Origin of the sequence: Luethyella okanaganae, from assembly GCF_042660285.1 — a bacterium.
Classification (GTDB): Bacteria; Actinomycetota; Actinomycetes; order Actinomycetales; family Microbacteriaceae; genus Luethyella; species Luethyella okanaganae.
This window is the reverse complement of record NZ_JBHSTP010000004.1, coordinates 251,315-276,725: the sequence shown is the minus strand read 5'-3', so window position 1 is coordinate 276,725 and position 25,411 is coordinate 251,315. Positions and strand designations below refer to the sequence as shown.

General features: G+C 65.4%; 29 protein-coding genes. 19 read left to right on the top strand and 10 right to left on the bottom strand.

The annotated features are described in order from the left end of the window. Positions 1 to 17: 17 nt before the first annotated feature. Positions 18 to 1,004: a putative F420-0 ABC transporter substrate-binding protein gene (locus ACFQB0_RS15280; RefSeq protein WP_386733287.1), complete on the bottom strand. Its 987-nt coding sequence runs from the start codon at positions 1,002 to 1,004 to the stop codon at positions 18 to 20. Positions 1,005 to 1,329: 325 nt separating this feature from the next. Then, positions 1,330 to 2,382, bottom strand: a complete 1,053-nt coding sequence (locus tag ACFQB0_RS15275; protein ID WP_386733286.1) for an SDR family oxidoreductase — start codon at positions 2,380 to 2,382, stop codon at positions 1,330 to 1,332. A gap of 85 nt (positions 2,383 to 2,467) precedes the next feature. Here ACFQB0_RS15275 and ACFQB0_RS15270 point away from each other — a divergent pair, with 85 nt between their 5' ends. Continuing rightward, positions 2,468 to 2,782 (top strand): ArsR/SmtB family transcription factor, encoded by a 315-nt coding sequence (locus tag ACFQB0_RS15270; protein ID WP_386733285.1) that lies wholly within the window; start codon positions 2,468 to 2,470, stop codon positions 2,780 to 2,782. 127 nt (positions 2,783 to 2,909) lie between these two features. Here the strand turns inward: ACFQB0_RS15270 and ACFQB0_RS15410 are convergent, their stop codons facing one another. After that, the gene (locus ACFQB0_RS15410) at positions 2,910 to 3,134 is read right to left on the bottom strand and encodes a class III lanthionine synthetase LanKC N-terminal domain-containing protein (protein ID WP_449280272.1); all 225 of its coding nucleotides are present in this window, start codon (positions 3,132 to 3,134) and stop codon (positions 2,910 to 2,912) included. Here ACFQB0_RS15410 and ACFQB0_RS15265 point away from each other — a divergent pair. From ACFQB0_RS15265 to ACFQB0_RS15225, 9 genes are all read left to right on the top strand, one after another. Then, positions 3,060 to 3,362, top strand: coding sequence for a hypothetical protein (locus ACFQB0_RS15265; protein ID WP_386733306.1), 303 nt, complete (start codon positions 3,060 to 3,062; stop codon positions 3,360 to 3,362). The two genes, ACFQB0_RS15410 and ACFQB0_RS15265, sit on opposite strands and share 75 nt — an antisense overlap. Then, a complete protein-coding gene (locus ACFQB0_RS15260) occupies positions 3,325 to 4,317 on the top strand; it encodes an LLM class flavin-dependent oxidoreductase (protein ID WP_386733284.1) in 993 nt (330 codons plus the stop codon). The genes ACFQB0_RS15265 and ACFQB0_RS15260 overlap by 38 nt, the downstream gene beginning before the upstream one ends. Positions 4,318 to 4,337: 20 nt before the next feature. Beyond that, positions 4,338 to 5,057: an ABC transporter ATP-binding protein gene (locus ACFQB0_RS15255; protein ID WP_386733283.1), complete on the top strand. Its 720-nt coding sequence runs from the start codon at positions 4,338 to 4,340 to the stop codon at positions 5,055 to 5,057. A 62-nt stretch (positions 5,058 to 5,119) separates the two neighbouring features. Next, the gene (locus ACFQB0_RS15250; RefSeq protein ID WP_386733282.1) at positions 5,120 to 6,427 is read left to right on the top strand and encodes an FtsX-like permease family protein; all 1,308 of its coding nucleotides are present in this window, start codon (positions 5,120 to 5,122) and stop codon (positions 6,425 to 6,427) included. Between the two features lie 329 nt (positions 6,428 to 6,756). Next, a complete protein-coding gene (locus ACFQB0_RS15245) occupies positions 6,757 to 6,903 on the top strand; it encodes an ArsR/SmtB family transcription factor (protein WP_386733281.1) in 147 nt (48 codons plus the stop codon). Positions 6,904 to 7,055: 152 nt separating this feature from the next. Further along, positions 7,056 to 7,307 (top strand): DUF1049 domain-containing protein, encoded by a 252-nt coding sequence (locus ACFQB0_RS15240; RefSeq protein WP_386733280.1) that lies wholly within the window; start codon positions 7,056 to 7,058, stop codon positions 7,305 to 7,307. Between the two features lie 10 nt (positions 7,308 to 7,317). Next, positions 7,318 to 7,890: an RBBP9/YdeN family alpha/beta hydrolase gene (locus tag ACFQB0_RS15235; RefSeq protein WP_386733279.1), complete on the top strand. Its 573-nt coding sequence runs from the start codon at positions 7,318 to 7,320 to the stop codon at positions 7,888 to 7,890. Next, positions 7,887 to 8,360, top strand: coding sequence for an anthrone oxygenase family protein (locus ACFQB0_RS15230; protein ID WP_386733278.1), 474 nt, complete (start codon positions 7,887 to 7,889; stop codon positions 8,358 to 8,360). The genes ACFQB0_RS15235 and ACFQB0_RS15230 overlap by 4 nt, the downstream gene beginning before the upstream one ends. 197 nt (positions 8,361 to 8,557) lie before the next feature. Then, positions 8,558 to 8,698: a hypothetical protein gene (locus ACFQB0_RS15225; RefSeq protein ID WP_386733277.1), complete on the top strand. Its 141-nt coding sequence runs from the start codon at positions 8,558 to 8,560 to the stop codon at positions 8,696 to 8,698. A 321-nt stretch (positions 8,699 to 9,019) separates the two neighbouring features. On the opposite strand, the gene ACFQB0_RS15220 is transcribed toward ACFQB0_RS15225, so the two are convergent. Further along, positions 9,020 to 9,937, bottom strand: a complete 918-nt coding sequence (locus ACFQB0_RS15220; protein ID WP_386733276.1) for a hypothetical protein — start codon at positions 9,935 to 9,937, stop codon at positions 9,020 to 9,022. A 268-nt stretch (positions 9,938 to 10,205) separates the two neighbouring features. Here ACFQB0_RS15220 and ACFQB0_RS15215 point away from each other — a divergent pair, with 268 nt between their 5' ends. From ACFQB0_RS15215 to ACFQB0_RS15205, 3 genes are all read left to right on the top strand, one after another. Next, a complete protein-coding gene (locus tag ACFQB0_RS15215) occupies positions 10,206 to 12,443 on the top strand; it encodes an ATP-binding protein (RefSeq protein WP_386733275.1) in 2,238 nt (745 codons plus the stop codon). 33 nt (positions 12,444 to 12,476) lie between these two features. Beyond that, positions 12,477 to 13,256: a helix-turn-helix transcriptional regulator gene (locus ACFQB0_RS15210; protein WP_386733274.1), complete on the top strand. Its 780-nt coding sequence runs from the start codon at positions 12,477 to 12,479 to the stop codon at positions 13,254 to 13,256. 207 nt (positions 13,257 to 13,463) lie between these two features. Further along, positions 13,464 to 15,224 (top strand): stealth family protein, encoded by a 1,761-nt coding sequence (locus ACFQB0_RS15205; RefSeq protein ID WP_386733273.1) that lies wholly within the window; start codon positions 13,464 to 13,466, stop codon positions 15,222 to 15,224. On the opposite strand, the gene ACFQB0_RS15200 is transcribed toward ACFQB0_RS15205, so the two are convergent. After that, entirely contained in the window at positions 15,196 to 16,134 is a 939-nt protein-coding gene (locus tag ACFQB0_RS15200; protein WP_386733272.1) for a phosphodiesterase, read from the bottom strand. The genes ACFQB0_RS15205 and ACFQB0_RS15200 overlap by 29 nt on opposite strands. Positions 16,135 to 16,295: 161 nt before the next feature. On the opposite strand from ACFQB0_RS15200, the gene ACFQB0_RS15195 reads away from it, so the two are divergent. Next, on the top strand, positions 16,296 to 16,655 hold the full coding sequence (locus ACFQB0_RS15195) for a DUF488 domain-containing protein (RefSeq protein WP_386733271.1): 360 nt from the start codon (positions 16,296 to 16,298) through the stop codon (positions 16,653 to 16,655). 386 nt (positions 16,656 to 17,041) lie between these two features. Then, on the top strand, positions 17,042 to 17,980 hold the full coding sequence (locus ACFQB0_RS15190) for a J domain-containing protein (RefSeq protein WP_386733270.1): 939 nt from the start codon (positions 17,042 to 17,044) through the stop codon (positions 17,978 to 17,980). 13 nt (positions 17,981 to 17,993) lie between these two features. On the opposite strand, the gene ACFQB0_RS15185 is transcribed toward ACFQB0_RS15190, so the two are convergent. Next, positions 17,994 to 18,485, bottom strand: a complete 492-nt coding sequence (locus ACFQB0_RS15185; protein WP_386733269.1) for a LysM peptidoglycan-binding domain-containing protein — start codon at positions 18,483 to 18,485, stop codon at positions 17,994 to 17,996. A 182-nt stretch (positions 18,486 to 18,667) separates the two neighbouring features. Here ACFQB0_RS15185 and ACFQB0_RS15180 point away from each other — a divergent pair, with 182 nt between their 5' ends. Further along, the gene (locus ACFQB0_RS15180; protein WP_386733268.1) at positions 18,668 to 19,087 is read left to right on the top strand and encodes a hypothetical protein; all 420 of its coding nucleotides are present in this window, start codon (positions 18,668 to 18,670) and stop codon (positions 19,085 to 19,087) included. 199 nt (positions 19,088 to 19,286) lie between these two features. On the opposite strand, the gene ACFQB0_RS15175 is transcribed toward ACFQB0_RS15180, so the two are convergent. Continuing rightward, on the bottom strand, positions 19,287 to 19,574 hold the full coding sequence (locus tag ACFQB0_RS15175) for a GNAT family N-acetyltransferase (RefSeq protein ID WP_386733267.1): 288 nt from the start codon (positions 19,572 to 19,574) through the stop codon (positions 19,287 to 19,289). Positions 19,575 to 19,828: 254 nt separating this feature from the next. On the opposite strand from ACFQB0_RS15175, the gene ACFQB0_RS15170 reads away from it, so the two are divergent. Continuing rightward, complete coding sequence (locus ACFQB0_RS15170) at positions 19,829 to 20,608, top strand: DUF4433 domain-containing protein (RefSeq protein WP_386733266.1); 780 nt, start codon at positions 19,829 to 19,831, stop codon at positions 20,606 to 20,608. 99 nt (positions 20,609 to 20,707) lie between these two features. Here the strand turns inward: ACFQB0_RS15170 and ACFQB0_RS15165 are convergent, their stop codons facing one another. Together ACFQB0_RS15165 and ACFQB0_RS15160 are read right to left on the bottom strand one after the other, a co-directional pair. Continuing rightward, complete coding sequence (locus tag ACFQB0_RS15165; RefSeq protein ID WP_386733265.1) at positions 20,708 to 21,139, bottom strand: DUF1761 domain-containing protein; 432 nt, start codon at positions 21,137 to 21,139, stop codon at positions 20,708 to 20,710. Between the two features lie 130 nt (positions 21,140 to 21,269). Next, the gene (locus ACFQB0_RS15160; RefSeq protein WP_386733264.1) at positions 21,270 to 21,452 is read right to left on the bottom strand and encodes a hypothetical protein; all 183 of its coding nucleotides are present in this window, start codon (positions 21,450 to 21,452) and stop codon (positions 21,270 to 21,272) included. A gap of 27 nt (positions 21,453 to 21,479) precedes the next feature. On the opposite strand from ACFQB0_RS15160, the gene ACFQB0_RS15155 reads away from it, so the two are divergent. Continuing rightward, complete coding sequence (locus ACFQB0_RS15155) at positions 21,480 to 21,698, top strand: hypothetical protein (RefSeq protein ID WP_386733263.1); 219 nt, start codon at positions 21,480 to 21,482, stop codon at positions 21,696 to 21,698. Positions 21,699 to 21,825: 127 nt separating this feature from the next. Here ACFQB0_RS15155 and ACFQB0_RS15150 read toward each other — a convergent pair whose 3' ends face one another. After that, positions 21,826 to 23,970 carry a S9 family peptidase gene (locus ACFQB0_RS15150; protein ID WP_386733262.1) on the bottom strand — a complete coding sequence of 715 codons (2,145 nt, stop codon included), beginning with the start codon at positions 23,968 to 23,970 and terminating at the stop codon, positions 21,826 to 21,828. 59 nt (positions 23,971 to 24,029) lie between these two features. Between ACFQB0_RS15150 and ACFQB0_RS15145 the strand changes: the two genes are divergently transcribed. Continuing rightward, positions 24,030 to 25,331, top strand: a complete 1,302-nt coding sequence (locus tag ACFQB0_RS15145; protein WP_386733261.1) for a M18 family aminopeptidase — start codon at positions 24,030 to 24,032, stop codon at positions 25,329 to 25,331. Positions 25,332 to 25,411 lie beyond the last annotated feature (80 nt).

The following is a 25,411-nucleotide window of genomic DNA, read 5'->3' as shown; positions in this document are numbered from 1 at the left end:
GTTCGGTGCCGCCCGCATCACGTGTGCAGGTCGAGCTTCTCGAGCTGGGCGGCGAGGTCGGCGGCCGCTGGGACGCTCCTGACCCCGGCCTCGCTCGCGGGGAAGGGCAGGACGAGGTAGCGCTTGTTGACGACGGCGTCGAGGCCGGCGGTTGCCGGGTTCGAGGTGAGCAGCTCGATCTTCTTCGCGGCCGTGTTCCAGGTGGCGTCGACGAGCACGATCACGTCGGGGTTCGCGTCGACGATGGCCTCCCAGCTGTACGACGTCCAGGTGTCCTGCACCTCGGCGGCGATGTTGCGCAGGCCGACCGTCTCCATGAGAAGCTGCGGCGCGCCGGTTCCACCCCCGACGTAGGGAGTGTCGGTGCCGGAGGAGTACCACAGCGCCGTCACGTCGCCGGTGAGCGGCTCGATGCCGGCGAGCACTTTCTGCTGGGCATCGACGACGGGGGAGGCATCCGTGCGGAAGATCGTGGCGACCTCATCGATCTCGCCGAAGATCTGCGCGAAATCGAGCTTCGCCGGCTTGTAACCGGGCTCCTTGCAGGCGGCGGGCGACACGTAGCTGTGCACGCCGAGCGCCTCGAGGGAGGCGCGTTCACCCGCGCCGTCCGCAGCGAAATTCGACTCCCAGCCTGCGTAGACGAGATCGGGTTCGAGTTCGAGCACGGCCTCCTGCGACGGCACCTTGTCGGAGACGGAGACCAATCCGGACGCTGCGGCGCTCCACTCCTCGGGCACGGGTCCGTCCTGGAAAGCCGTTCCGACGATCCGGTCGCCGAGTCCGAGTGCGAGCAGCATCTCGGTCGACGTCGACTTGATCGTGAGCACTCGTTCCGGCGCGGCGTCGAAGTCCACGACGGTGCCGCAATTATCGACGCTCACGACGGCGTCCGGCGCGGCTGCCGCGGGCGTCTCGACCGTCGCACTCGGGCTCGCGCAGCCGGCGAGGCCGAGCGCGACGACGACGGGGAGGGCGAGGAGTGGACGAGAGGGACGGATCACGGAGACCTCCGGTGGGTGCTGGATCAGGAGTCGCGATAGAGCTGTTCACGATCGACCTGCCGCCCCACGACCGGGGTGCGCTCGCCGGGTCAAATCGTGATCCGGGGGTCGGGTCCACTGTAACGCACGCGAGGTTTCCGGCCCCGTTCGATGCGGTGAGCCGACGGTCGCGCCGTAGCAGCGGCACGTCGCTGTGACGTCCGCTGCTCGGCGTGGACCAGGAGCCCGTGCGCGCGCCGCGCCCGACTCTCGAGCCCGCCCCGGCCTGGATACTTCCCTCTCTGCCGCAGAGCCTCGCCGCCGCCGGCCTCGTGCGGTGTGAGGGCTAAGGGATGATCCTCCGGTCGCGGAGTTCGTTGAAGATCCGCAGGAACATCCCTTCCGTCTCGACGTATTCGTGGAAGCCGGCCCGGCGAGCCTTCGAGCCGTCCGCGATCATGTCGTAGTCCCATCCGAACACCGCGTCTCCGAACGGCCAGGACGACACATCGGCGTATGGAGTCGGTTCGAGGTCGTGTTCGCGCACCATCCGGTCCCACAGCTCGGCCTTGTCGGCCATCACGTCGGCGAGCGTCATCGGGAGCGGCGGTGCGACCTCCAGGTCGAAGAAGGCCGCGAGCTTCGGCCACATCGAGCTCCAGCGGAAGATATCGCCGTTCGTGATGTTGTAGGCCTGGTTCGCGCCGGCGGTATCCGTCGCGGCCCATACCGTCGCCTTGGCGAGGAGGTCTGCATCTGTCATCTCGATCAGGCTCGAGTAGGCGCCCGGCTTGCCCGGGAAGCGGAAGGGGACGCCGAGCTCTTTACTCATCGACGCGTAGACGGCAATGACCATCGCGAGATTCATCGGGTTGCCCAACGCGATGCCGGCCACCACAGACGGGCGGATGGCCGACCAGTTCCAGGTCGAGCCGGGCTGGCGCCGCTCGAGGAACTGCTGCTGGGCGACATTGAACTCAGGCGGCATGTGCGGCGGGTCGTTCTCGCGAGCGGGCGACGCGAAGGGTCCGAGATGAGCGCCATAGACCTTGTAGCCCTGCATCAGGCTGATGTGCTCGAGACCCGAGGCGACCGGCTCGATCGCGTCGACCACATTGGTGAGCATCGCAAGATTCGGCGCGACGAGTTCGGCCCAGTTCGGCCGGTCCTGATATGCGGCGTAGAAGAGGTGCGTGACCTCCGAAAGGTGCTGCAGCTTCTCGGTCGTCTCATCTCGATCGAGTAGATCGACGGCGATGTGACGGACTCTGCCGGCGGTCGGGCCGCCGCGCCGTGACAGACCGATGACGTTCCATCCCCCGATGCGCTCGAGATGACTGATGAGGTTGCCGCCGATCACTCCGCGAGCCCCTACGACCATTGCTGTTCTGACCATCATGCACCTTTCATCGTAAAATCGTGTTTTTACGATCTAACATATAGCACACTATCGTAATATCAAGATATTCCGATATCATGGAGGCATGAGCGAGATCGAGCCCGACGAGTTGATTTCCGTCTTCAAGGCGCTCGGGCATCCGACCCGTCTCGCGATCCTCGCTTGGCTGAAAGACCCGGCTTCGTTCCCGCCTCAGGACAGGCCGGCTGAGGAGGTCGGTGTCTGTTTGAAGCACATCCAGGCTCGTGCGAACGTGTCGCAATCCACCGCATCGCAGTTCATGGCGACCTTGCACCGTGCCGGCCTGGTCCACTGCACCCGCATCGGGCAGTGGTCGCATTACTCCCGGAACGAAGACGCCATCGCGAGACTCGGAGCTCTCATCGCAGCCGAGCTGTAGTCGAGTCGCGCCGCAGACCCGTTGGTGATACGCGCGAGATGGATTCAAAGACGGTTGATCTCCGACACAGACGACAGCCGTGATATCCGAAAAAAGCTCCGCGTCAGGTGTGTATTGATCCGCGCACTCAGCTCCGTGTCGGAGAGCTTGGCCAGATGTTGAGCCGTGCGCGGAGTCGCGCTGGATAAGTCAGAAACTTGAAGGGTATCTCGGCGGCGAAAAGCAGTGCAGATGCCCGAGCGAGCAGCAGCCGATCTTCGTCCGGGACCGTGCTCAGGTGCACCTTCCAACCCTGCCGAGGCATTTCAACGCCTGGAGGCAGAGTATGAGTCCATTCCGACTCTCGAATCAATCGCCAGGTCGGGGGCAGTTCGACCGAATAGAGGTTAACCTGCTCGTCGGCGTTCGGCGGGAGGGTGAAAAAGCACGGACTCTCCACGGCGTAGAGCTTAAATGCAGGCTCGTCCATGGAGAGGATTCCTCAAAAATCGAAAACGCGTCTTCGGAAGTTACCCTAGAGTGGTACGACTTATCCAACATCGATGTCGAGGGCATCTCGACCGCAAGGCAGACCACGTGACGGAGTCCAGGCAAGACGGTCCAGCAGATACGACCAAGCCTCGGCGCGTGAAGTTGAGGCAGTCCCATGGGCGTCGTTGGTCGCGGACAGCGACTTCGAGTCATTGTGGGCAGGAGAGTCGTTCCTTCTCGAAACGCACATCATGTTCGCAGGGATCTTGGCAAGGGGATTGTCGATAGGGGTTGGAATCGGTGTGTCCCTCGCTCCGATTCGATCGGCGTACGAAACGGCGCTTCTGGCCCGTTCGCTCGCCGCAATGGCACCTAAGCGGTTGCAAATTGCAATCGGATCAGGAGACCCTGAGCTTGTACGCAGCCTCTTGGGGCGTGAATGGGAGCATCCGGTAAAGGTCGTGGAGGAGCAGATGGCCGCAGCACGCGAGTTGCTTCGACACGGGCGCGTTTCTACGTCTGGTCAAGTTTCTACGTCTGGTCAATATGTAGGCATGGAAGCCATTATGCAACCAGATGATATGGACATTGAGATCGGGGGAGGCGTCCTTCGTCTAGCGATGGCGCGAGCCGTCTCGCGGAGCGGCGATTTTGGCATCTCTTGGTTGATACCGCCTGCGTACTTGCGCGGTTCCCTGAAACCAGCTCTCGGAAGCCGTCGTCAAGTCGCGATTGTGCCGGTCGCGGTGGCGAGAGTGGGTCGAAATGCGCGTCTCTTGGCTCGTGCCGCCACTGAGCGGCATGTAAGGGCACCTCACTACCGGAACGCACTAAGTCTGGCCGGCGTCCAACTGGGCGTTGGCACCCCGTTCGATGACGCGGACTCTCTGATTGGAGCTGGAGTGTTTGTTTTCGCGGACCCCGCAGGCATTGCCGAACGTGTTCAAATGATGCTCTCTGATGGAGTCGACGAGGTCGTAATCTCAACCGCCGGTGTAGCAGAAGCTATCGGCGTGAGGGAGGCGCTTCGAGATGCCGAGGAAATTGCGGCGGCAGTTCGATGACGTCGAACCAAGGCGTAGCTGTGCGGGCCTCCACGGTCAGCAAGGAATTCGCAGCCCCGGACGGATCGCACACACAGGTGCTCAACGGTGTCTCGTTCGAGGCCGCCGCTGGAGACTTCACAGTCATAGTCGGCCCCTCTGGTAGCGGAAAATCAACCCTCCTCCACTGCCTGGCTGGGCTGGAACGGCCGACATCTGGGGAGGCATTTCTAGACGGTGTCAACCTGAACGAGTTGACCCCGCGGGCGCGTGCACGCGCTTATCGAAAGATCGTGGGTTTCGTATTTCAGAACTACAACCTCATTGACTCACTTTCGGCGTGGGAGAACGTGGCGCTGCCGTTCCGGCTCGACGGTCGACGACCTGAAGTGAGCCGAGTCGACGCCGCGCTGACGGTTGTTGGGCTTGCGAGTAAGCGAAAGCGCCTCCCCTCGCAACTCTCGGGCGGCGAGCAGCAGCGGGTAGCAATCGCCCGAGCAATCTGCTCAGAGCCTGCCGTACTGCTGACGGACGAGCCCACGGGGGCTCTTGACGATGTCACCGCTCAGTTTGTGTTCGATCAATTGAAGCGGATTGCCGCGAACGGCGCGGCCGTTGTGACTGTGACACACGATCTCGTCGCAGCCGAGCGCGCTGACCGGGTAATTGTGATGCGGTCAGGACACATCCTCTACACCGGTCTCCCTATCCCAGCCACGGAAATCACCGCCATTTTTGCTGCCGGCGAGGTTTCTCGTTGATCCGACTCGCATTTGCGGAACTGCGCCAAGACCGACGCGGGGCGATAACCTCTGTCGTCTCTATGATCGTGGTCTCGGTCTTCCTCGGACTTGCCCTCGACTTCTGGACAACGATCGGAACCCCGCGCAACGCGGCGCAGCTCTCTAGCCAAACCGGTGCAAAAGGAGTACTTCAGCAGATTGTTCTTTTCACGATCATCGCCGGGATTCTCATTCCAGCGTGGATAGTGTTCTCCTCCGTCGGTAGGGCAAGGGTCCAAGAATCGCGCCCTCGATTGGCGCAATGGAGGTTGGCCGGTGCATCGCCTTGGCAGGTGGGGTCGGCGATTTTGCTTCAGTCTGTCGCGATGGCCTTTCTCGCGAGCCTGGTTGGTTGGTCAATAGCTGTACCGCTTTCGGGATGGTCTACTCGCGCCATCTTCTTGGCTACTGACATTAGAGTCGATCTTGACCCCGCTTTCGGGCTTCCGTCTCTTGTTCTCACCGTTGCCATCTCGCTCGGTGCATCAGCGCTCGGCGCACTTCAGCCCGCAATACGCGCCTCCCGGATTCCACCAGCTGAGGCGCTGAGGGAGGCGACACAACAACAGCCTCGAATCAGCCCATTCAGATGGGTCGCGTTTGGCGTGACCATCATGGCCAGCATCGGTCTGGCATATTCCGTTGCGACCGCGTCCGGGAATGGTACGGCATCAACCGAGACCATACTTCTAGGCGTGCTACTCCTAATCGATGCCGCCTGGGTTGCCCCCAGATTCATACCGTGGGCGATCGCTCGTTGGACTTCTCTCGTGCGCCCACGAGGGAGCTCATGGTTTTTGGCCCGACACGCAGCCATCGCATACTCAGACATCGCTGTCGCCACAGTAATGCCTTTTGCGGTCGCTGGCGGGCTACTTGGTACGTACTTTGGGGCTGCAGCGACCTGGTCCAGTTCGACAGGACAGGTGGCGGGTACTCTAGATCGGTTGGAGCAGCAAGGACTTGTTCTGTTCCTCCCAGCGCTCGTGATCGCTCTTGCCGGATCGATAGCATCTATTTTCACGGCCGCTCGGCGCAGATCCAGGGAGACAGCTTTGCTGGTATCCCTAGGCGCGCCAGGCGGAGCACTCGGCATTCAGCCCCTACTTGAAGGGTTGATTTTCGCACTCACTTCCCTGTTGATCGGCTTGCTCGTCTCGACTCTGGCTACGTTCATCTACAGCATCGCTTTGGCCACACATGGCGCGCGATGGAATCCAACGATTGCCTGGATGCCACAAGCTGCATTCGCAGCGGCGGCGCTGATCGTCTCCTGGCTCGCTCTGCAAACCTCAGCGCAGCCTGCCACATCAGTATCAACTCGGGAGCTGCTGTCAAAGGATGCTTGAGCGACTCTGCCCCGGCAGAAGCGCGCCCGGCGTCGAGCCGACGCGTTCGAGGGACTCCTCCCGAGGCCTTCTACCCCACCAACGTTTCATTCATTTCTCTGCTTATCCGCAATCGAGCGATTTTGTCTTCACGGTTGTCCAAGGGGGTCGGCGCCGGGCAAATCCACTTCGGCGGACTCAGGCAAGTATGTGCCGGAGTATCTTGCGAGCCCACGAATATCGAGCCCGCGATCCTCGCTTGGCTGAAAGACCCGGCTTCGTTCCCGCCTCAGGACAGGCCGGCTGAGGAGGTCGGTGTCTGTTTGAAGCACATCCAGGCTCGTGCGAACGTGTCGCAATCCACCGCATCGCAGTTCATGGCGACCTTGCACCGTGCCGGCCTGGTCCACTGCACCCGCATCGGGCAGTGGTCGCATTACTCCCGGAACGAAGACGCCATCGCGAGACTCGGAGCTCTCATCGCAGCCGAGCTGTAGTCGGCCGAAGCCGGCTTGCTGCCGGCGCGACGCGAGATGGCTTCGCTGAAAGGCCATCAGTCGGTCGCGCCAGTCACAGAGGGAGATCTTCGAGACGAGCACGCGGGTCTGGCGCTAGTCTCGGGTCAATGTACGCCATGAAGGGGAAGCGGATGTCAGAGGACGGACACGAGGACACGGCGCGCCCGTGGTACGGACGAGGGCCGAAGCAGTGGATCGGGATCGGACTCGTGTTGCTTTCAGTGCTCTTCATCGCGCAGAACCGTGACCAGGCATCGATCGACCTGGCTTGGATCGACGTGCGTACCCCGCTCTGGCTCGCACTCGCCGTGGTCGGGCTGGTGGGTTTCGCGGCGGGCTGGCTCGTCTCCGGACGCCGCGCGAAGCGCCGAGCGAGGGGCTAGCCTCACGATGGTGACCCCGCGATTCCTGATCCTGCATGGCTGGGAGAACCGCCGTCCGGATGGGCACTGGCAGCACTGGCTCGCGAGGGAGCTCGCCGGGCGGGGATATGAGGTCGCCTATCCCCAGCTACCGGACCCGGACGAGCCGTCGCTCGACGCCTGGCTCGACCGGCTGCGTGCCGAACTGCAGCGATCACCCCAGTCGACGACCGTCGTCTGTCACAGCCTCGCCTGCCTGCTCTGGATGCACGCCGTGACCCGTGGGGGGCTGCCGTCCGTCGAGCGCGTCCTGCTCGCGGCGCCGCCCGCCGGCTCCGTCGTCGAATCGCACGCTGCGATCGCCGAGTTCGCCTGGCCGCGGGTGTCGCCGTCGCAGCTCGCCGCGGTGAGTCGGCGAAGACCGCACGTCATCGCGGGCGATGAGGACCCGTACTGCCCGGATGGAGTCGAGGTGGCGTTCGCCCGCCCGCTCGCGCTCACCTTCGAGATCGTTCCCGGTGGCGGACACCTCGCGATGGACGACGGATTCGGACCGTTTCCGCGCGTCCTGGAGTGGGCGATCGGCGAAGGCGCCAGCTCATGACCTGGGTCGACATCCTCACGACCGTGGCCGTGCTCGGCTGCGGACTCGTCGCAGGTGCCTTCATGCCGTTCTCGAGCTTCGTCGTCCGCACCCTCCGCGAGCTGTCGCCCGACGAGGGGATGCGCACGATGCAGTCGATCAACCGTACGATCCTGCGTTCGTCGTTCCTGCTCGTGTTCCTGGTCACGACGCTCGTCGCGCTCGTCTTGGGAATCGTTGCCGTGCTCGAGTGGCGGGCGGGTTCGCCGTGGCTGCTCGCCGGGGCGCTCGTCTACCTCGTCGGTGTCTTCGTCGTTACGATCGTCTTCAACGTTCCGCGTAACAACGCCCTCGACGCGGCGAGCGCCCGCACCCCGGATGGCCAGCGTCTGTGGGCCGACTACCTGCAGGGCTGGGTGGCTTGGAATCACGTGCGCACCGCTGCCGCATGCCTCGCGACGGTCTTCTTCGCCCTCGCGCTCGCCGTCTGATCGAAGAAGCCGCCGAAGACGCACCTCAGACGGTGCCGGTCGCGCCACCCCACCGAGATAGGGCATTCGCCCGATTCGCAGAAGATGCCTTAGCGAGGAGTCTGGACACGTCGAAACGAGAGTCCAGGAGGCATGCCGTGCAGTTCTCAGCGGATCTGACAGCGTTCACCATTCACAGACATGAGTCGGAGCAAGCGATGCGCGACCTCGAACGACGCAGGGTCGTCGCCGAGCGCATCGCCGAGGACGGCGAGGAGCCCGTGGCGCCGGCTCGTGGCGTCTGCCGGATCCTGCGGGCTCTGAGCCGGCGTCCGTCGCGTCGAGTCGCGCATCGATGACGGCCGGGGCTGAAGGTCGTGCCGCGGCGGGAGGGCGGTCGCACGGTCGTCCTCCCCTCGACAAAGCTGTGGGCGGTGGCAGCCGAGAACGCCGGTGCTCTACGTGCCAGCGATGACCGTCAGTATCGTCGACAGCGGCTGAACTAGTCTGTTTTCTTCCTGCGTCGCCACGTTTGGGCAGCGAAGTACACGAGCGCAGTCCCGATAGGGATGTAGACAAGCTCGGGCGGTTGCGCTCCAAGGACCAAGAGAATTAGCGCAAGCGCTCCGCCTACGATGACTGTGACCGCGAGGTCGATCAAGAGCTCTTTTATAGCCATCTCAGCAACTCACCTCATAGGACTGCCATGTCAGGGGGCCTCCGATGATTACTCCCACATATGGCTGGTTGAGCTGTCCGCAGTTTCCGTGTGCGGCGGCCCTTCGGAAAGGTCCGATCCAGTAGGCAACCGCGAGCCAGCTTGCGGCTCCGCACGCGACCGCCAGCGCCGCGGGGAGCAACCCGCAGACAATCGCCACCGCACCGGCATCCGAGGTCGCGTTCCCGATTGATTTGGTCTCTGCCTTGGTGAACTTGACCGCTTGACCCCACCAGAAATACAGGATCTGCGGGTCGGCTATGATCGGGTAGGCATATCCAATGTGATCGACCTCCTGAACGAGAGACGTTCCCTGGATACGGAATCGGGTCGGTACGTTTGCGCCCGTCGCGTCTTTCGCCCACGGGGCGGAGATCGCTGCAATGGGCTGTCCGGTCGGGTCTGACACGACAACTCCACCATCGGGGCCCGGTTTGAGCTCGATCCCTTCTGGGGTGCCGAGCGAGTACTCGTAGAGTGTCGGGGCGTTGCGATCCTGGATGACAGTCGCGATCTGGACGGAGCCGTCGGTCTTCACCACGAGGGTCGTCGACGAGCCATTGTTGTTGTCGTAGGTCGCCACTCCCTGTGCGGTGTCCGCTGTCGACGCCTGAGAGGCATTCGGCAAGCCGACGATGAGCTTCGTTTGAGCGACGCCACCCAGCGTGACGCCGTCCTGAGCGTCGGCAGGGACCGTTACGGGTTCGTCACTTCCTCCCAAGCTCAGCGTGGTGTCCTTGCTAGACGTCGGCGGGACTGCTTGGGTGCTCGAAAGGACGTGCGGGGCAACAGCAGCAATCGCCGATATGGCCTGAGCCCCCACAGACGGTTCGTCGGCGTTGGCTGCGCCTCCCACAAAGACGAGCAGCGTGGTGGTCACAAATGCACATCCCAGGGCGAAAACTGACTTGCTCTGGCGCAAATTCATCCGAACTCCCTTGCTGGGATGCAGTGCTCCGCCGAAGACTGACACCTTCCGCGCGCCCCAAAATTCTAGTTATGGACTTCGATTTCATCTGTCGGCCATTAGGGGGACATGGGCGCCCACCCGAGCTTGTTGGGTCGTCCTCCCGGGATGCGTCTGGGGCATCCGGAGCCCTCGGGCGCACGCCGTCGTGAGCGTCGGCTGCGCATGGCACGATGGGCGAATGACAACATCTGCGTCGAGCCCCACCATGATCGGGCGAGACTCCGAACTCGCCCGGCTGCGTGAGGTGCTCGCCGAGGCCGCACGGGGGGCGACGCGCGCCGTCGTGATCGGCGGCGAGGCGGGCATCGGCAAGACACGGCTGCTTCGCGAGTTCGAGGCGGATGTCGCGGGATCCGTGCTGCTGCTGAGAGGCCAGTGCGTCGATCTCGGCGCCGTCGCAGCGCCTTATGCGCCGATCAAGAGCGTTCTGCGTGCTCTCGTCGAGGCCGTGGGTGGCGAGACGATGGTCGCGGCCGCCGGACCGGGCAAGGGCGCACTCATCGCACTCCTTCCGGAACTCGCCGCTGTTGAAGGCAGTGCATCGGCCCCGGCTGGGCAGGGCTCGATCCCGGGAGGTGGTGATCCGATCGCCGCCAGCAGCGATCAGCTGCACGAGGCCGTCGCGGTGCTGTTGGAGAACTTCTCGCGTGATACTCCCGTGCTCGTCGTCATCGAAGACCTGCAGTGGGTCGACGGTGCGAGCCTCAACATGCTGCGATTCCTCTTCAGGGCGCTCTCCAGCGGACGCATCCTCCTGGTGCTCAGCTACCGCAGCGACGACGTGTCGCGTGGGCACCCGCTTCGCGGTTTCCTCTCAGAGCTCGAGCGCAGCCGCAGCATCGAACGTCGGGAGCTGAAACGCCTCAATCGCGCCCAGGTGCGCAAACAGGCGAAGGCGATCCTCGGAGCGATCCCGCCCGCTGAGGTGATCGAGAGCGTCTTCCTGCGCAGCGAGGGCGTTCCGTTCTTCGTGGAGGAGCTGCTCGGGCTCGAGGGCTGCAGCACGCGCGAAGAGCTTCCGGACACTTTGCGCGAACTGCTGCTCGCCCGGTATGAGCGGCTGAGCGAACCGACACAACACCTCCTGCGTCTCGTCTCGGCCGGCGGCGTGAGCGTCGCTCACGAGCTGCTGGCCGGGGTGTACGCCGGAACGTCCGACGAACTCGACACCGCCGCGCGTGAGGCAGTGCTCGCCAATGTGCTCCTCGCAGACGACGACAGCTACTCCTTCAGGCATGCCCTGGTGCGCGAGGCCATCCACGCCGACCTCGTGCCCGGCGAGCGAGCGCGTTTCCACGCCCGTTACGCCGAAGCGCTCGAGGCCGACTCCGGCACACGCCGGGTAGCCGCCGAGGTCTCCCACCACTGGATCGCGGCGCATCACGTCGCGAAGGCCTTCCCTGCCTCGCTTCTCGCCATGTCGGAGGCCAGAGCCGCCTACGCCTACAGCACCGCAGCCCAGATGGGTGAGCGTGCCCTCGAACTCTGGGAGCAGGTGCCGGAGGCTGAGAGGATCGCCGGCATGGACAAGATCGACCTCATCGGGCGCACGGCGTCGCACCTACGCAATGCGGGTGAGGGGGAGCGCTCCCTCGCGATGGTGAATCTCGCACTCGAGGAGTGCCCTCGTGAAGACGGCCTCCGCTATGCGCGGCTGTTGCGTGACAAGGCGTTCTACCTCGCGAATGCGGGCAAGCCGGGCTCGATACCGATGCTCGAGCAAGCGCTCGATCTCGTGCCGCCCGGCACCCCGGGCGAGATGCGCGCGACCTTGCTCGCCTCGCTCGCCGGGCGGTTCATGATCGAGGCCCGGCTCGGGGAGGCGATCGAGATGGCCGAGGCGGCCTTGATCGAGGCGGTCGCGGTCGGATCTGCGCGCTACTCGTCGATTTCGGCCAATATCGCCGGGGTCTCGCGTGTGAGCAACGGTCAGATCGAGGACGGCTTGGCCGAACTCGAACGCGCCCGTGTGCTCGCCGATGGTGACAGTAGCGCGACGCTGCGCCACCGGGTCAACGCTTCCGACGTCATGTATCTCCTCGGGCGATACGAGGAGGCGGTCGAACTCGCAGAAGACGGGCTCGCGAAAGCGCGGGAGCTCGGTGTCGAACGCAGCTCCGGCGTGATCCTCGCATCGAACGCGGTCGACCCGCTCTTCGCCCTCGGTCAGTGGGAGCGTGCCGAAACCCTCATCGACCGCGGACTCGCCCTCGACCCGCCACTCGCCTTCAAGGTCTACTTGCAGCGGGACCGTCTCTGGGCGATGCTGTGGCGTGGCGATCCGGATGAGGCCGCGCAGCAGTTTCGCTCCTTGCGCGGCTCGATGGCTGGCATCATCGAGGTCGAGATGCAGACACGCCTCGGCGTGGCCAGGGTCGCGGGAGAGATCGCGCTCGCTCAGGGTGATCTCGACTAGGCGTGGACGGAGGCGAGCGTTCTGCTCTCCGAGGTGCATCGTTCCCTTCCCGGCTACGACATGCCGCTGCTCGCGCTCGCGGCACGCGTGCTCGCCGCCCTGCGCGCGCAGCAACTCGCCAGCCAGGTTGCGCCGCCGGCATTCGCATCACGTCGCCTCCCGGCGATGCGTGCCGCTCCGCTTGTCTCCCGGGTTCCGGCGGCTCTCGGGAGCGGACCGGCGCCGGTGAGCCCCTCAGAGGCGGAGCCTCGATTGCGAGCTCTCTTGGAACGAGAGCGATTCTGGCCGTCGTTCGATCTCTGGAGCGCGCTCTTCGATGCGGAGCTGGGCGGCGAGGCTGGCACCGGCACGGACACCGCACTGTGGCAGAACGCTGTCGATCTCGCGGCTTCCAGCGTGGCTCCCGCCTATCTGCTGCCGTACACGCGGCTGCGTCTGGGGCAGGCACAACTCGAGAGCGGCGAACGCGCGGCTGCTCAGAGAACCTTCTGGCTGGCAATCGAGAGCGCCGATGCGATCGGGATCGGACTCGTGAGCGACGCGGCGGCGCGGGTCGCGGCGCAGGCAGGGCTCGCGCTGGACGGTGCCGCTTCCGTCGCACGCCTGCGGACGGACCCCGCACACGGTGAACTCACCGCTCGAGAACGTCAGGTGCTCGACCTCGTCGCGCAAGGCCTCAGCAACCGGCAGATCGGCGAACGCCTGTTCATCAGCGGCAAGACGGTGAGTGTTCACGTCTCGGCCATTCTGCGCAAGCTCGGCGCTTCGAGTCGTACCGAAGCCGTCTTCCGTGCCAATGCGCTCGACGCATGACCTCCGCGATCGGCGTCGGTGCACGTCGCGTAGAATAGCCGGCAGAGCCACCGTGATCCACCGGCCGCTTCGCGCCCGGGTCTGGATATTGGCGGGGCCGATCGTCGGTGGTCGCATCGTGGAACACGCCCGTCGTTCCAGCGAGCTGCGGGATGGCGAAACCAGACGGCGGACTCTCAGAAGCGGCAGAAGAAGGGCGGGATCGGTATGACGGGCAGCCAGAACGCGATACATGAGGTTGAGGTGCCCGTGCCGATCAGCTTCGGGCGGAGCGGCAAACCGGGCGAGAAGCACGGTTCCTTGAGTGGCGAGCCGGAGGCGGTCATTCGTGCTCCGGGTTCCGAGGTGCTCCCTCAACGTTTCGTCCGCGACGATATCGTTCTGCGCAACGGAGAATACGCGCTCGTCGCCGGGCACTTCACTCCGCAAGAGTCGATGGTCAAAGACCTGTTGGCCGTGCGCAAGGCCCTGATCGCCGCAGGCATCGACTTTCTGCTCGTGCGCGGCGACAACGATCGTCCCGTGATCGCGGTCGATCGACGGCGGCGCAAGGAACTGAACGCTGCGCTCGCTACCGCTTTCGCGAACGAGCCGTTCTACGCCAAGACGCTCGACCACGGCGGCGCACCGGCCGTGTTGATCGCCGACGGCGTGCTGTCGACGCGGCGCAAGGCGTCCGTCTTCCGGGTCTACCGGCTGCGCCTCGAGCCGATCGGTCGGCTGCGGTACGGGCCCGAGACGGCCTTTCAGCTCGAGCTGTGGCGCTTTGGCGACGACGAGATCGTGGCACCGGTCGAGAACGCGCTCATGCGCACCCGATTGCCGCGTTCAGAGGCAGTCGACGACACCGTCGAACTCTACGGACGGCGCTGGCACACCCTCGAGAACATGTTCGCCGACCTCGTGAGCGATGTGAGCTTCGAGATCGACATGGTCTTCTCCTGGGTCGATGGCTCTTCGGCGGAATTCCAGCGAGAGCGGGCGAAACGCATGCGGGCCTACGTCGTTGGCGACGGCGACGACTCCGAGGCGCGTTTCCGTCAGATCAACGAGCTCAAGTACGCATTGCGCAGTGTGCATATGTTCGCCCCATGGGTGCGACGGATCTTCATCGCGACCGACTCACCTGCACCGGACTGGCTCGCCCAGCATCCGCGGGTCACGATCATGCGCAGCGAGGACTTCTTCCAGAAACCGGATGCGTTGCCGACGCACAACTCGCACGCTGTCGAGAGCCAGCTGCATCACATTCCGGGAATCGCCAAACACTTCTTGTATTCCAACGACGACATGTTTTTCGGACGTCCTGTGCGGCCGGAGCTCTTCTTCTCGCCGGGCGGCGTGACCAGGTTCGTCGAGGCGGCGACGCGCATCGGCCTCGGCGACAGCGATCCGAGCCGTAGCGGCTTCGAGAACGCTGCGCGCGTGAACCGGCGTCTGCTGCGCGAACGGTTCGGCAAGGTGACGACGCGTCATCTCGAGCACTGTGCGGCACCGCTGCGCACCGATGTGCTTGACGCGATGGAACGTGAGTTCACGGAGGACTTCGAGCGAACGGCGATGAGCCGGTTCCGTTCGGCCACAGACATCTCGGTGACGAACTCCTTCTACCATTACTACGCCCTCATGACCGGGCACGCCGTCGTGCAGACGCAGGCCAGGGTCAAGTACATCGAGACGACGTTGCGCTCGGCCCTGCCGTCGATGCGACGACTTCTCGAGCGCCGTGACCAGGACATGTTCTGCCTGAACGATGGCAGCAGGCCAGAGATCTCGATCGAGGAGCGCACGGCGGCTGTGACCGACTTCCTCGAGAAGTACTTTCCGTTTCCGGCGCCGTGGGAGAAGGACGCCGGAAACGAGGTTCTCTCTGCGAGGAAGGCTCTGCAGGGCGTCACCGGCGCGGCAGTCGAGGCCGCGGCATCCTCGGGGCTCGAGGCTATGCCGGAACGGGAATCGGCGTCGTAGGCGGATCGTGTTCCGAGAGCGCGCTTACGTTCGGGGCGGGGAACCGGATGCCGGCCTCGGACAGCCGCCGGGCGCTCTCGGCGGCGTCGATGTGATCGAGCGTCGGAAAGTCGCCGAGTGGCGCGACCGAATGCAGGATCGTCTCGGGGTACACGTGCACGAGGTTGAAGCCCTGAGCTCCGTCGTGTCCGCGGGTTCCGCCCACCGGCACGTTGAGGTCCTGGGTGTAGCACGTCGCCGAGGCGACGGACACCGGGATGCCTGCGAAGGTCGCCGTCGAGGAGTAGTGCAGGTGCCCGGCGAGAATACTGCGCACATCCGTTCCGCGCAGCACCGCGGCGAGCTTGCTCTGCTCGCGAAGCTCGACCGAGGCGGCCAGGTCCAGAACACTCGGAATGGGCGGATGGTGCATGGCCAGGATCGTGCCGTGCGGGGCCGGTCGTGACAACTCCTCGGTGAGCCAGTCGAGCTGAGCGGTCGTGATCTCGCCGTGATGCCTGCCAGGCACCGTCGAGTCGAGGGTGATGACGCGCAAACCATTCAGGTCGTAGAGCCGATCGACGGGCATCGTCGACGGTTTCTCGCGCAGGAGCCCGGTGTAGAAGGCGGCTCTGTCGTCGTGGTTGCCCATGACCCAGATGACCTGGGCACCGAGGCGCGCCGCCGCAGGCTCGACGATTCCCCGGAGCCGCTCGTAGGCGTCCGGTTCGCCACGATCGGTGAGATCGCCTGTGAAGACGATCGCTTCGGGCCGACCGCCAGAAGCCTCGAACTCATCGAAGAGGAGTCGCAGATAGCGGGTGCTGTCGACACGACCGTAGAGCCTCGCGTCGCCTGCGAGCAGGTGGGTGTCGCTCACATGGAGTAGGAAGTGCTCAGGCCTCGGGTACTCGGCCGTGTGTGTTCTCACACAACATCCGTTCGCTCGGAAGTGCGTGCTTCTTCGTTGCGCGCACTCACGGTATATGCATATTGCACCAGATGATCCTTGACAGGAGGTGAACGACGCGCGGTGTCGGCGGCCGACGCTTCGGCGATGGCGTGACGACGGCCGAGGTGTGAGGATGTCGTATGGTCATCAATCTCGAACGCGCATACGACGGTCCTGCGCCGGACGGAGGTTTCCGTGTGCTCGTCGATCGGCTCTGGCCACGCGGTATCAGTCGAGAGAGGGCCCGTCTCGACCTATGGCTCAAGGATGTCGCTCCCAGCCCCGGGCTTCGCTCCTGGTGGAACCACGATCCGCAACGCCTCGCGGAGTTCGCGCGAAGATACCGCGCCGAGCTCGAGTCGGATGCCGCGACCATCGGAGCCGTCGACACCTTGCGCGAGGTGCTGGAGCGTCATCCGATGGTGACGCTCGTTTACGGTGCGCGTGATCCGGTCGTCAACCACGCTGCCGTGCTGCGCGACTACCTCGTAGCGTCGTAGAGGCCTGCGCCGAACGCCGCCCGTGCGGACGACCTCGCGCGAACAGCGGTCGTCCGCACGGGCAGCGCCCGCGAGCCATGCCGGTACGGTGCGCTGGCCCGGCTGCTCGCGGTCGACGAAGCGGCGCTGACGGAAGAGCTGCTCGGCGGCGTTCGGGGCCTTCATCGACGACGCAATGCTGATTCGGGCGGTCGCCGACGACCGTTGAGCGCTGGTCCGACGAGTCGGATCGGCCGTCCGCCGTCCGCGAACGCCGACGGTTCTCAGCCGCTTCGCGCGCACGGCCGGTATTCTCTATCCTCGATCCTGACGATCGGCCTTCACCCGCGGTGAGAGCCGATCCGGCAGGACCGCCCGCTTCCACTTACCCGCTTCGAGAGAGTCTCATGCACGATAGCCCGATCTCGGCGACGCCCTACGAGGTGCTCGGCGTCGGCGCGACCGCCGGCGAGGACGAATTGCGACGCGCCTATCGCCGGATGCTGCGCGAGACCCACCCCGACACAGGGGGCGATCCGGCCAGGTTCCATGCCGTGCAGGTGGCCTGGGAGCGCATCGGCACCCCGTCGGCACGAGCAGCCTACGATCGCGGCGGGACGGCATCGTCCGGCGGCGGTCCCGGCGCCCAGCCGTGGGCTGCCCCGCCGGCCAGGCCGCCGCGTCAGGACTCCCGGCCCACCGCCCGCTCCTACGGGCATCCCGGCGGGTGGAGCCGGGAGCGCTACCTCGTGCTCATGCGCGAGTGGGCCGGTCGCGGTGTCTCCATCGGCGATCCCTACGACGCGTCGCTCGTGCGCTCGGCGCCCCGCGACCTCCGCCGTCTGCTCGCCAACGCGTTGAGCGAGGAGGCGACCGCTCGCTCGCTCGCCTCGCTCGGCATCGGCTTCACCGTCTGGCACGACGTTGCCACCGAGGCGGCAGGCCACGGTGCACCACCCAAGCTCGACCACATCGTGCTCGGCCCCACCGGCCTCTTCGCGGTGCAGAGCGAGGACTGGGGTGGCGTCGTGCGCACCCGGCGCGGTGAGCTCGTCGGCGAGGTGCTCGCTGGTGAGAAGCCGGTGCACGAGCTGTCCATGCGGGCGCGCGCCATCTCCCGGGCGGCCAGGGTGAAGTTCACGGGGCTGCTCCTGGTGGTTCCGGATGACGCGGCGCTCGACTCGCCGGAGGTGTTGGGCAGATCCCGTGGCGCGGTGACCGCCCTCGTCCAGCAGTCGCGGCTTCCCGGCGTCATGCGCGACGGGCTCCCCGGGGCGGCTCGCATCGGCGGGACCGAGTTGTTCGAGGTGCGAACGCGGTTGCAGGCGGCCGTCACATTCGTCTGAACACCGACGCGGCTCACCGGGTCGTGGTCCAGTCCAGGTTGACGACGTCTCCGATGTAGATGTCGAGTCCGAGGCCGTGGATCGACGGGTTCATGCGCAGCAATTGCTGCTGCGGCAGATCGAAACGCTGCGCGATGTTGAAGAACACGTCGCCCTGCACCACCGTATAGCTGAGCAGGGAGCCGTTCGCGTCACTCGTCGTGGGTCCCATTGCGCCTTCCGCCGGTCCGTGATCGGATGCCGGGCCCTCCACGACGGGCGGCGCCGGATCGTTCGGGACGATCTCGACGGGCGTCGGTGGGTCGAGCGATGTCGCGGTCGGCACGGGTACAGGCGTGGGCTTCGGGGTCGGTGTCTGGGTCACGACGATGGTGACGGGCGGCGGAGGCGGGGCGACGCATCCGCTCAGCGTCGTCGCAGTGAGCGCTGCGACGCCGATGGCCAGGATCGCTCGGGCTCGGGGCGACACCAGGGGCACGCGTGGCCATGTGGTCGGCTCGGTCATGAATCTCCCCAGAAGGTCTGGCAATGAGGGCATCCGCTCGCACCTCGGCGTCTACCGAGTTCACTATACGGGCGGGCGCTGCGCAGGGTGGTGTTCTCCACAGGGCGGGGATCGCCGCGGGTTCTGCACAGATCGAGGTTCGCCCGCCCGGAGGCGCGGTGGCACCCAGGACCATCGTGGGCATGAGCCTTCCCAGCGCAGAAGAAGCCAGGTCCATGCCGATCGTCACCGACGACGAAGTCGAGGCGCGAGTCGCCGCCCTCATCGGGAGCGCGTGCCGCCGTCAGTTCTGGATGCTCTTCATCGACGGCGACGACAGACAGCTGCCGCTCATCATGCCGGTAGCCGACTATCCGACGAGCCCGGCCGGTGGGCGTGCTGAACTCCTGGCCTCCCGGATCAAGGAGATCGTCGACCTGGCTGACGCGGCTCAGGTGATCTTCGTCTGGGAGCGCCGACTGGCCGAGGCGTCAACGCAGGCGGACCGTGCTTGGGCAAGCGCGCTCGGCGACGCCTGCAGAGCGGAAGGCGTGTCGGTGCGAGCCCAGCTGATCAGCCACCGTTCCGGCGTACGATGGTTTCCTCCCGATGACTACCTGTAGGGCATGTTCGACGACGTCGCGATCCAGGGGTAACCAGGTCGTCGCGTTCAACGTGGGCGCCGCCGAGCCGGTGAGGTTCTCAGGCTGCCAGCGACCGCATCGGATGACCGAACCGCCCTGCATCGGCTGGCATGAGATTTCGTGGGTCGCCTACGCGATTCGACAGTGCTTCGAAGGCGAGCGGAACCGCTGGCGGCGATCAGCGGCTGAGCAGAGCGGCGTGCTCGGGATGCCGCTCGAACCAGGCGGCGACATACCAGCAATTCGGAACGATGCGGTAGGCGGTGCTCGTCTCGAGGTCGTCGACGGCGAACTCCACGAGCTCGGCGGCGTACCCGTGGCCGCGGAACGGCGGCTGGGTGAACGCTCGGGTCAGAGCGATCGTGTTCCCGAGGATCGAATAGTCGAGCACCCCCACGAGCCGATCGCCCTCTCTCATGACGTAGCGGCGGGCATCCGGTTCGTGCGCGAAGTCGTGATCGGGCATGGATCAAGCGTAACCATCGGTGGGCGGCGGATGGCATGCCGGTAACGATCCGGGCACCGGGCGGCGGTCATGTGACCGATTTGGTGCGCGAGACGCCGAAAGCGCCGTAACGTAGGAAAGTGGTGTTCGAGCCTGGCGCTTGGAGTCGGCGAGTGCCATGCTGACGAAAGGCCTTCTTGAGCACCGAATGCATCCATGGTTTCGACGGAGGACTCTGCGCGCAGTGCTTTCCACCGTCTGAGCCTCAGGTTCTCGTGGGTTCGACCCCGGCGAGACGAACGGTCCGAGCTCGTCCTGTCTCCCTGCGCGAGGCCAGGCCGGCGTCCGGATCCGGTTCGGTCAGGTCCGCGGCACAGGCGCAGCTGGATGTCGCGGAACTGCGGATCTACCACATCACCCATATCGACAACCTGCCGGGGATCTTGAGGGTCGGCGGCCTATTGGCGAACGCCGACGAGCCGGCCGGGGCGAACCCGGCGGTCGACATCTCGTCACAGGACAGCCGTGAAACCCGCCGCGCGGCCCGGATCGCAGCGCACGATCTGAGTGTCGCCGGCTTCGTACCCTTCTTTCTCTCGCCGAATGCGAGCGTCTGGGACAGCATCCGCGGAGGGCACGAGGACCCCCGGCTGACGGCTGAGGCGCTCGGGTATGCGGCATCCGAGTTCGTGATCCTGGTGAGCACTGTTCGGCAGGCGATCGAGGCCCGCCCAGGCGAGGGAACCGCATCGGCCACGTTCGCTGTCACCGACGGCGATGCGACAGGATCGCTCACGCGCTTCGCTGCCACTCGGCTCGAATCCGAGCGCATGTTGCGACGGCTCCGCGTCGACGAGGAGGCCGACGCGATCCTGGGCGCCGAGGTGCTCATCTGCGAGTCGTTCCCGTTCGATCGGGTGGGCCTGATCGGCGTGGCGAACGACAAAGTGCGTGAGGCGGTCAAACGAGTGTTGCAGACTGCCGGGTACAAGCAGAAGGTCGCCGTCTACCCGCCCTGGTTCCAGAGTGCCGAGGAGACCTCCTCGCCGCTCTAGCGAGCGCGTGTAAAGCCGAGAGCGTGCGAAGCTCGGGGCAAGGGCATGGCAGGGCGACAAGCCCTTCCGATCCCGGATCGGGCTCAGCGGCTGAGTCTTCTAGACCGATCCCGCGGGCGGCCAGACGCCGATGATGAGCGCCATGACGACGATCGTCACGAGTTCGTGCGAGATGTTGAGGATCGTCAGTCCGCTCGGGCGTTTGTCGAAGGCGTCGTGGGTGACGAAGCGTGCTGCGGTGAATCCGGCCCAGAGGATGAGGCCGGTGAGCAGGGCGTTCACGAGGAAGCCGCCGCCGTAGAAGTCCCAGGCGATGAACGCCGCACCGGCGAGCACCCACGCTGTGATGAAGCTCACGAGCACCGTGATCACCATCGGCCAGACGGCGTCTCTCGTGTTGCCGGACATGGTGACGTTCGTCGCCTTCATCCAGTAGTTGCCGAAGACCTTCGGCGTGTACCAGATCGATCCGACGACCATGCTCGAGAGCGTTGCGAGGAGAACCGCCCAATAGTTGATTTCAGGAACCATGATCGTCCTTTCAGCGAGAAGCTGTGCGTTCGCCGAGTTTAGCGCTCTGCACCAGACAGTCTGGCGGGGCGCGCGGATGAATACGGCGAACCACCGTGGCCATGCAGGCGGACGGACCTCGAGTCCGCTCTCAGGCTCCGCCGCCTTCCTGGCGTCGCTTCCATCGTCTGCCTACGACTCGAGCAGGCCGCGGATGTGCCATCGCCTTCTCCTCGACGTGCTCGGCGAGGTCATACATGGTCATCGCCTTGTCGAGCACTGACCAGAGTTTGGGGTCGGTGAGCTTCGACCCCGAGGCGAAGTGGTCATCCAAACCGGTCGTCTACACATGGTTAGACTCTTGACCGCGAGTAGCGACTTAGACGCCGAAGGAACAACGACGCCCCGCGCCTACGGCTGGGCCATGCTACTCGCCAGCCTTCCTGTTGCTGTCATTGGCGTGACATTCATTGTTAATGTGGCCGGCTGGTGGTCTTACGTCACTGGTGCGATCACGCTCGTGGGTGCAGTGCTGCTGATCTACTTCGGGGTGAAAGGTCTTTCACGGCGGGTTGAGTAGTCCATATTCCCCCTGAAGAACCCACCTTTTCGGCATCCGCTTGCCGCGCACCCAGAACGGATGGGCCAGCAGCAGCCGGACCAGCCAGATCATGCGGCAGGTCGGTCTGCCGCCTGAGCGGGCGAGCCTATTCGCCGCTCGGATGGGCGCCGGCTGTGTCGATGATCCAGGCGAGTTCGAAGGCTCGCTCCCGCCAGGCGCTGTAGCGGCCCGAGACGCCACCATGGCCAGCGGCCATCTCGGTCTTGAGCAGGGCATCCGCCCCCGCCTCGCGCAGTTTCGCCACCCACTTCGCCGGCTCGACGTAGAGCACCCGTGTGTCGTTGAGGCTCGTGACCGCCAGGATGCGTGGGTAGCTGGTCTCGTGCACGTTCTCGAGCGGCGAGTACGACTTCATGTAGGCGTACACCTCAGGGTCATGCAGCGGGTTGCCCCACTCGTCCCACTCGATCACGGTGAGGGGGAGGGACGGATCGAGCATCGAGGTGAGCGGGTCGACGAATGGGACACTGGCCAGGATGCCCGAGAAATGGCGTGGTGCCATGTTCGCCACGGCGCCGACGAGCAGGCCACCTGCACTGCCGCCCTCGGCGACCAGCCGATCGCACGCGGTGAAACCGTTGTCGATGAGGTGCGTCGCGCAGTCGATGAAATCCGTGAAGGTATTGCGCTTGTGCAGTTTCTTGCCATTTTCGTACCAGAGCCGGCCGAGCTCGCCGCCGCCGCGCACGTGAGCGATCGCGAACACGATGCCGCGCTCCAGCAGGCTGAGCCGGGCGATGCTGAAGTTCGGATCCATGCTCGCCTCATAGGATCCATAGCCGTAGAGCACTGTCGGAGCCGGCTCGCCGGGCGTCACCAGATCGCCACGATAGACGAGCGACACCGGGATGCGGGTGCCGTCTCCGGCTTGTGCCCACTCGCGTCGCTGCACAAGCAGCGCGGGGTGATAGTCGCCGAGCACGGGCTGCTGCTTGAGCAGCCGCAGCTCGGCCGTGTCGACGACATAGTCATAGACCGTCGACGGCGTCACGAAACTGGCGTAGCCGAGTCGGATCGTCGGCTGCTCCCAGGCGGGATTACCCGCCGTGCCCACCGAGAAAAGCTCTTCGGGGAAACGCAGCTCCATCGGGTCGCCCAGGGAGTCCGGCCGGGCGACGGCCACCCGGGAGAGTCCGTCCCGGCGATACTCGATGGCCACGAAGTCGCGGAATGCGTCGACGCCCTCCAGCCGAATGTCCGAACGGTGAGGAAGCAGTGTCCGCCGTTCGCCCTGCGGGTCGGATGCCGCGACGCTCACGAGCTCGAAATTGACAGCGTCGGCATTGTGGACGATGAGCAGGTGGTCCTCCCCGTCGACCACCGCGTGCTCGACGTCGTACTCGACGCCGTCGCGGCGCGGCCACACGATCTCGAACTCGCCCTCCGGCTCTGCGGCGTCGAGCAGACGGGTCTCCGAGGTGATGTTCGAACCGAGTTCGATCATCAGGTAGCGACGGCTGCGGGTGCTGCCGACGCCGACCCAGTAGCGTTCATCGGGTTCGTGGAAGACGAGTGTGTCAGGCGTGGCGTCGTCCGGCGTGGTGCCGACGGCGTGACGCCATACCGAATCCGGTCGCCACGCCTCATCGACGGTCGTGTAGAAAACGTGCCGCCCGCTCGGATCGAAGATCGCGCCGGTGCCGGTGCCGGGGATCTCGTCGGGAAAGGCGTCGGCTCCGGTCCCGTCGAGCGGGCGGATCCGGAGTGTGTAGCGCTCGTCACCCTCGGTGTCGATGCCGTAGAGCAGCAGACGGCCGTCCTCGCTCACGTCGAAGCTGCCGAGGGCATAGAAGTCGTGCCCGTCGGCCTCTGCGTTGTCGTCGAGCAGGATCTGCTCTCCGGGGAGCCCGGCCGGATCGGCGTCGGCCTCTTCATTCCTCGCCTCGGGCAGGATGGGGGGCCGCCAGTCGTCCGGCCCGGCGATCGGGGCACGGCAGTGCACCGCGTACTGCTGTCCCTCGATCGTTCGCGTGTAGTACCACCAGTCGCCCTGCCGTACCGGGACCGTCAGATCCGTCTCTTTCGTGCGACCCTTGATCTCCTCGAAGATCTGCTCGCGCAGCAGCTCCAAATGGGCGGTGCGGGCCTTCGTGTAGGCGTTCTCGAGGTGCAGATGGGCGGTCAGTTCCCCGCTCTCCTTCTCGCGCATCCACTCGTAGTCGTCGAGGTAGACGTCGCCGTGGTGGATGCGTTGCGTCGGCTTCTTGGCCGCGACAGGAGGCGTGAGCATGTCTTCAGAGTAGTTCGGATGTCGCACATGCGTACCCGAAGCGGTGATTGGATAGGGCCATGAGCACCTCCTCCGCGCCCGGCGACTATATCGCCGACTTCGCACGCTTCATCCAGGCCTCGCCGTCTTCGTATCACGCCGCGGACGAGGTGGCACGGCGGCTCACCGATGCCGGTTTCGTCGCGCTCGATGAGACCGCGGAGTGGGGCGGTGGCTGCGGCGGCCGCTACGTGGTGCGCGACGGCGCGATCATCGCCTGGGTGCAGCCCGAGACGGCGGGGCCTACCACCCCGTTCCGCGTCCTCGGCGCCCACACCGATTCTCCGGGCTTCAAGCTCAAGCCCAGGCCCACCACCGGCTCGCACGGGTGGCTGCAAGCCGGTGTCGAGGTCTACGGCGGACCCCTGCTCAACGCCTGGCTCGATCGCGAGCTGGAACTGGCCGGCCGGATCGTGACGCGCGATGGAACGACCCACCTCGTGCGCACCGGGCCGTTCCTGCGAATCCCGCAACTTGCGATCCACCTCGACCGGCAGGTCGACGACGGACTGGTTCTCGACAGGCAGAAGCACATGCAACCCGTCTGGGGTGTCGGCGAGGTCACCGACGCCGACCTCGTCGCCCACCTCGCCGCGATCGCGGACGTCGACGCCGCCGAGGTCGCCGGCTACGACATGCTGACCGCGGATACGGCCGCTCCAGCACGGTTCGGGCTCGATGGCAAGCTCTTCGCCGCCGGACGCATGGACAATCTGTCGTCGGTCTATGCGGGTCTCGTCGCTCTGCTTGAGATCGTCGCGGATCCGACAGCCGATCATCGAGGTGTCGATCACATCAGCGTGCTCGCAGCGTTCGACCACGAGGAGCTCGGCTCCGAGTCGCGCTCCGGCGCGAGCGGTCCGCTCCTGAGCGATGTGCTCACCAGGATCGGGACCGCCCTCGGGGCGTCCGTCTCGCAGCGGCTGCAGGCGTACGCGGCCTCATGGTGCGTGTCGGCCGATGCCGGCCACGCCGTGCACCCGAACTACTCCGAGCGTCACGACCCCGCGAACCAGCCGGTCGCCGGCGGCGGTCCCCTGCTCAAGATCAACGCCAACCAGCGTTACGCGACAGACGCCGTCGGTGCTGCGCTCTGGGCCCGCGCTTGTGCGGCGGCCGAGACGCCTTACCAGGAGTTCGTCTCGAACAACACGATGCCGTGCGGGTCGACGATCGGACCGCTCACCGCGACCCGGCTCGGAATCCGGACCGTCGACGTCGGGGTGCCTCTGCTGTCGATGCACTCGGCGCGTGAGCTCGTGCACGTCGACGACGCGTTCGCGCTCGCCGCTGCCGCCGGGTCCTTCCTCCGCGGCGCGTGATCGCCGCCGACCGTTACGGCTTGTGACAGGCGGGGGTGACGCGTTCCGCCCGCGAACCTAGACTTCTTCGAAATACGAGT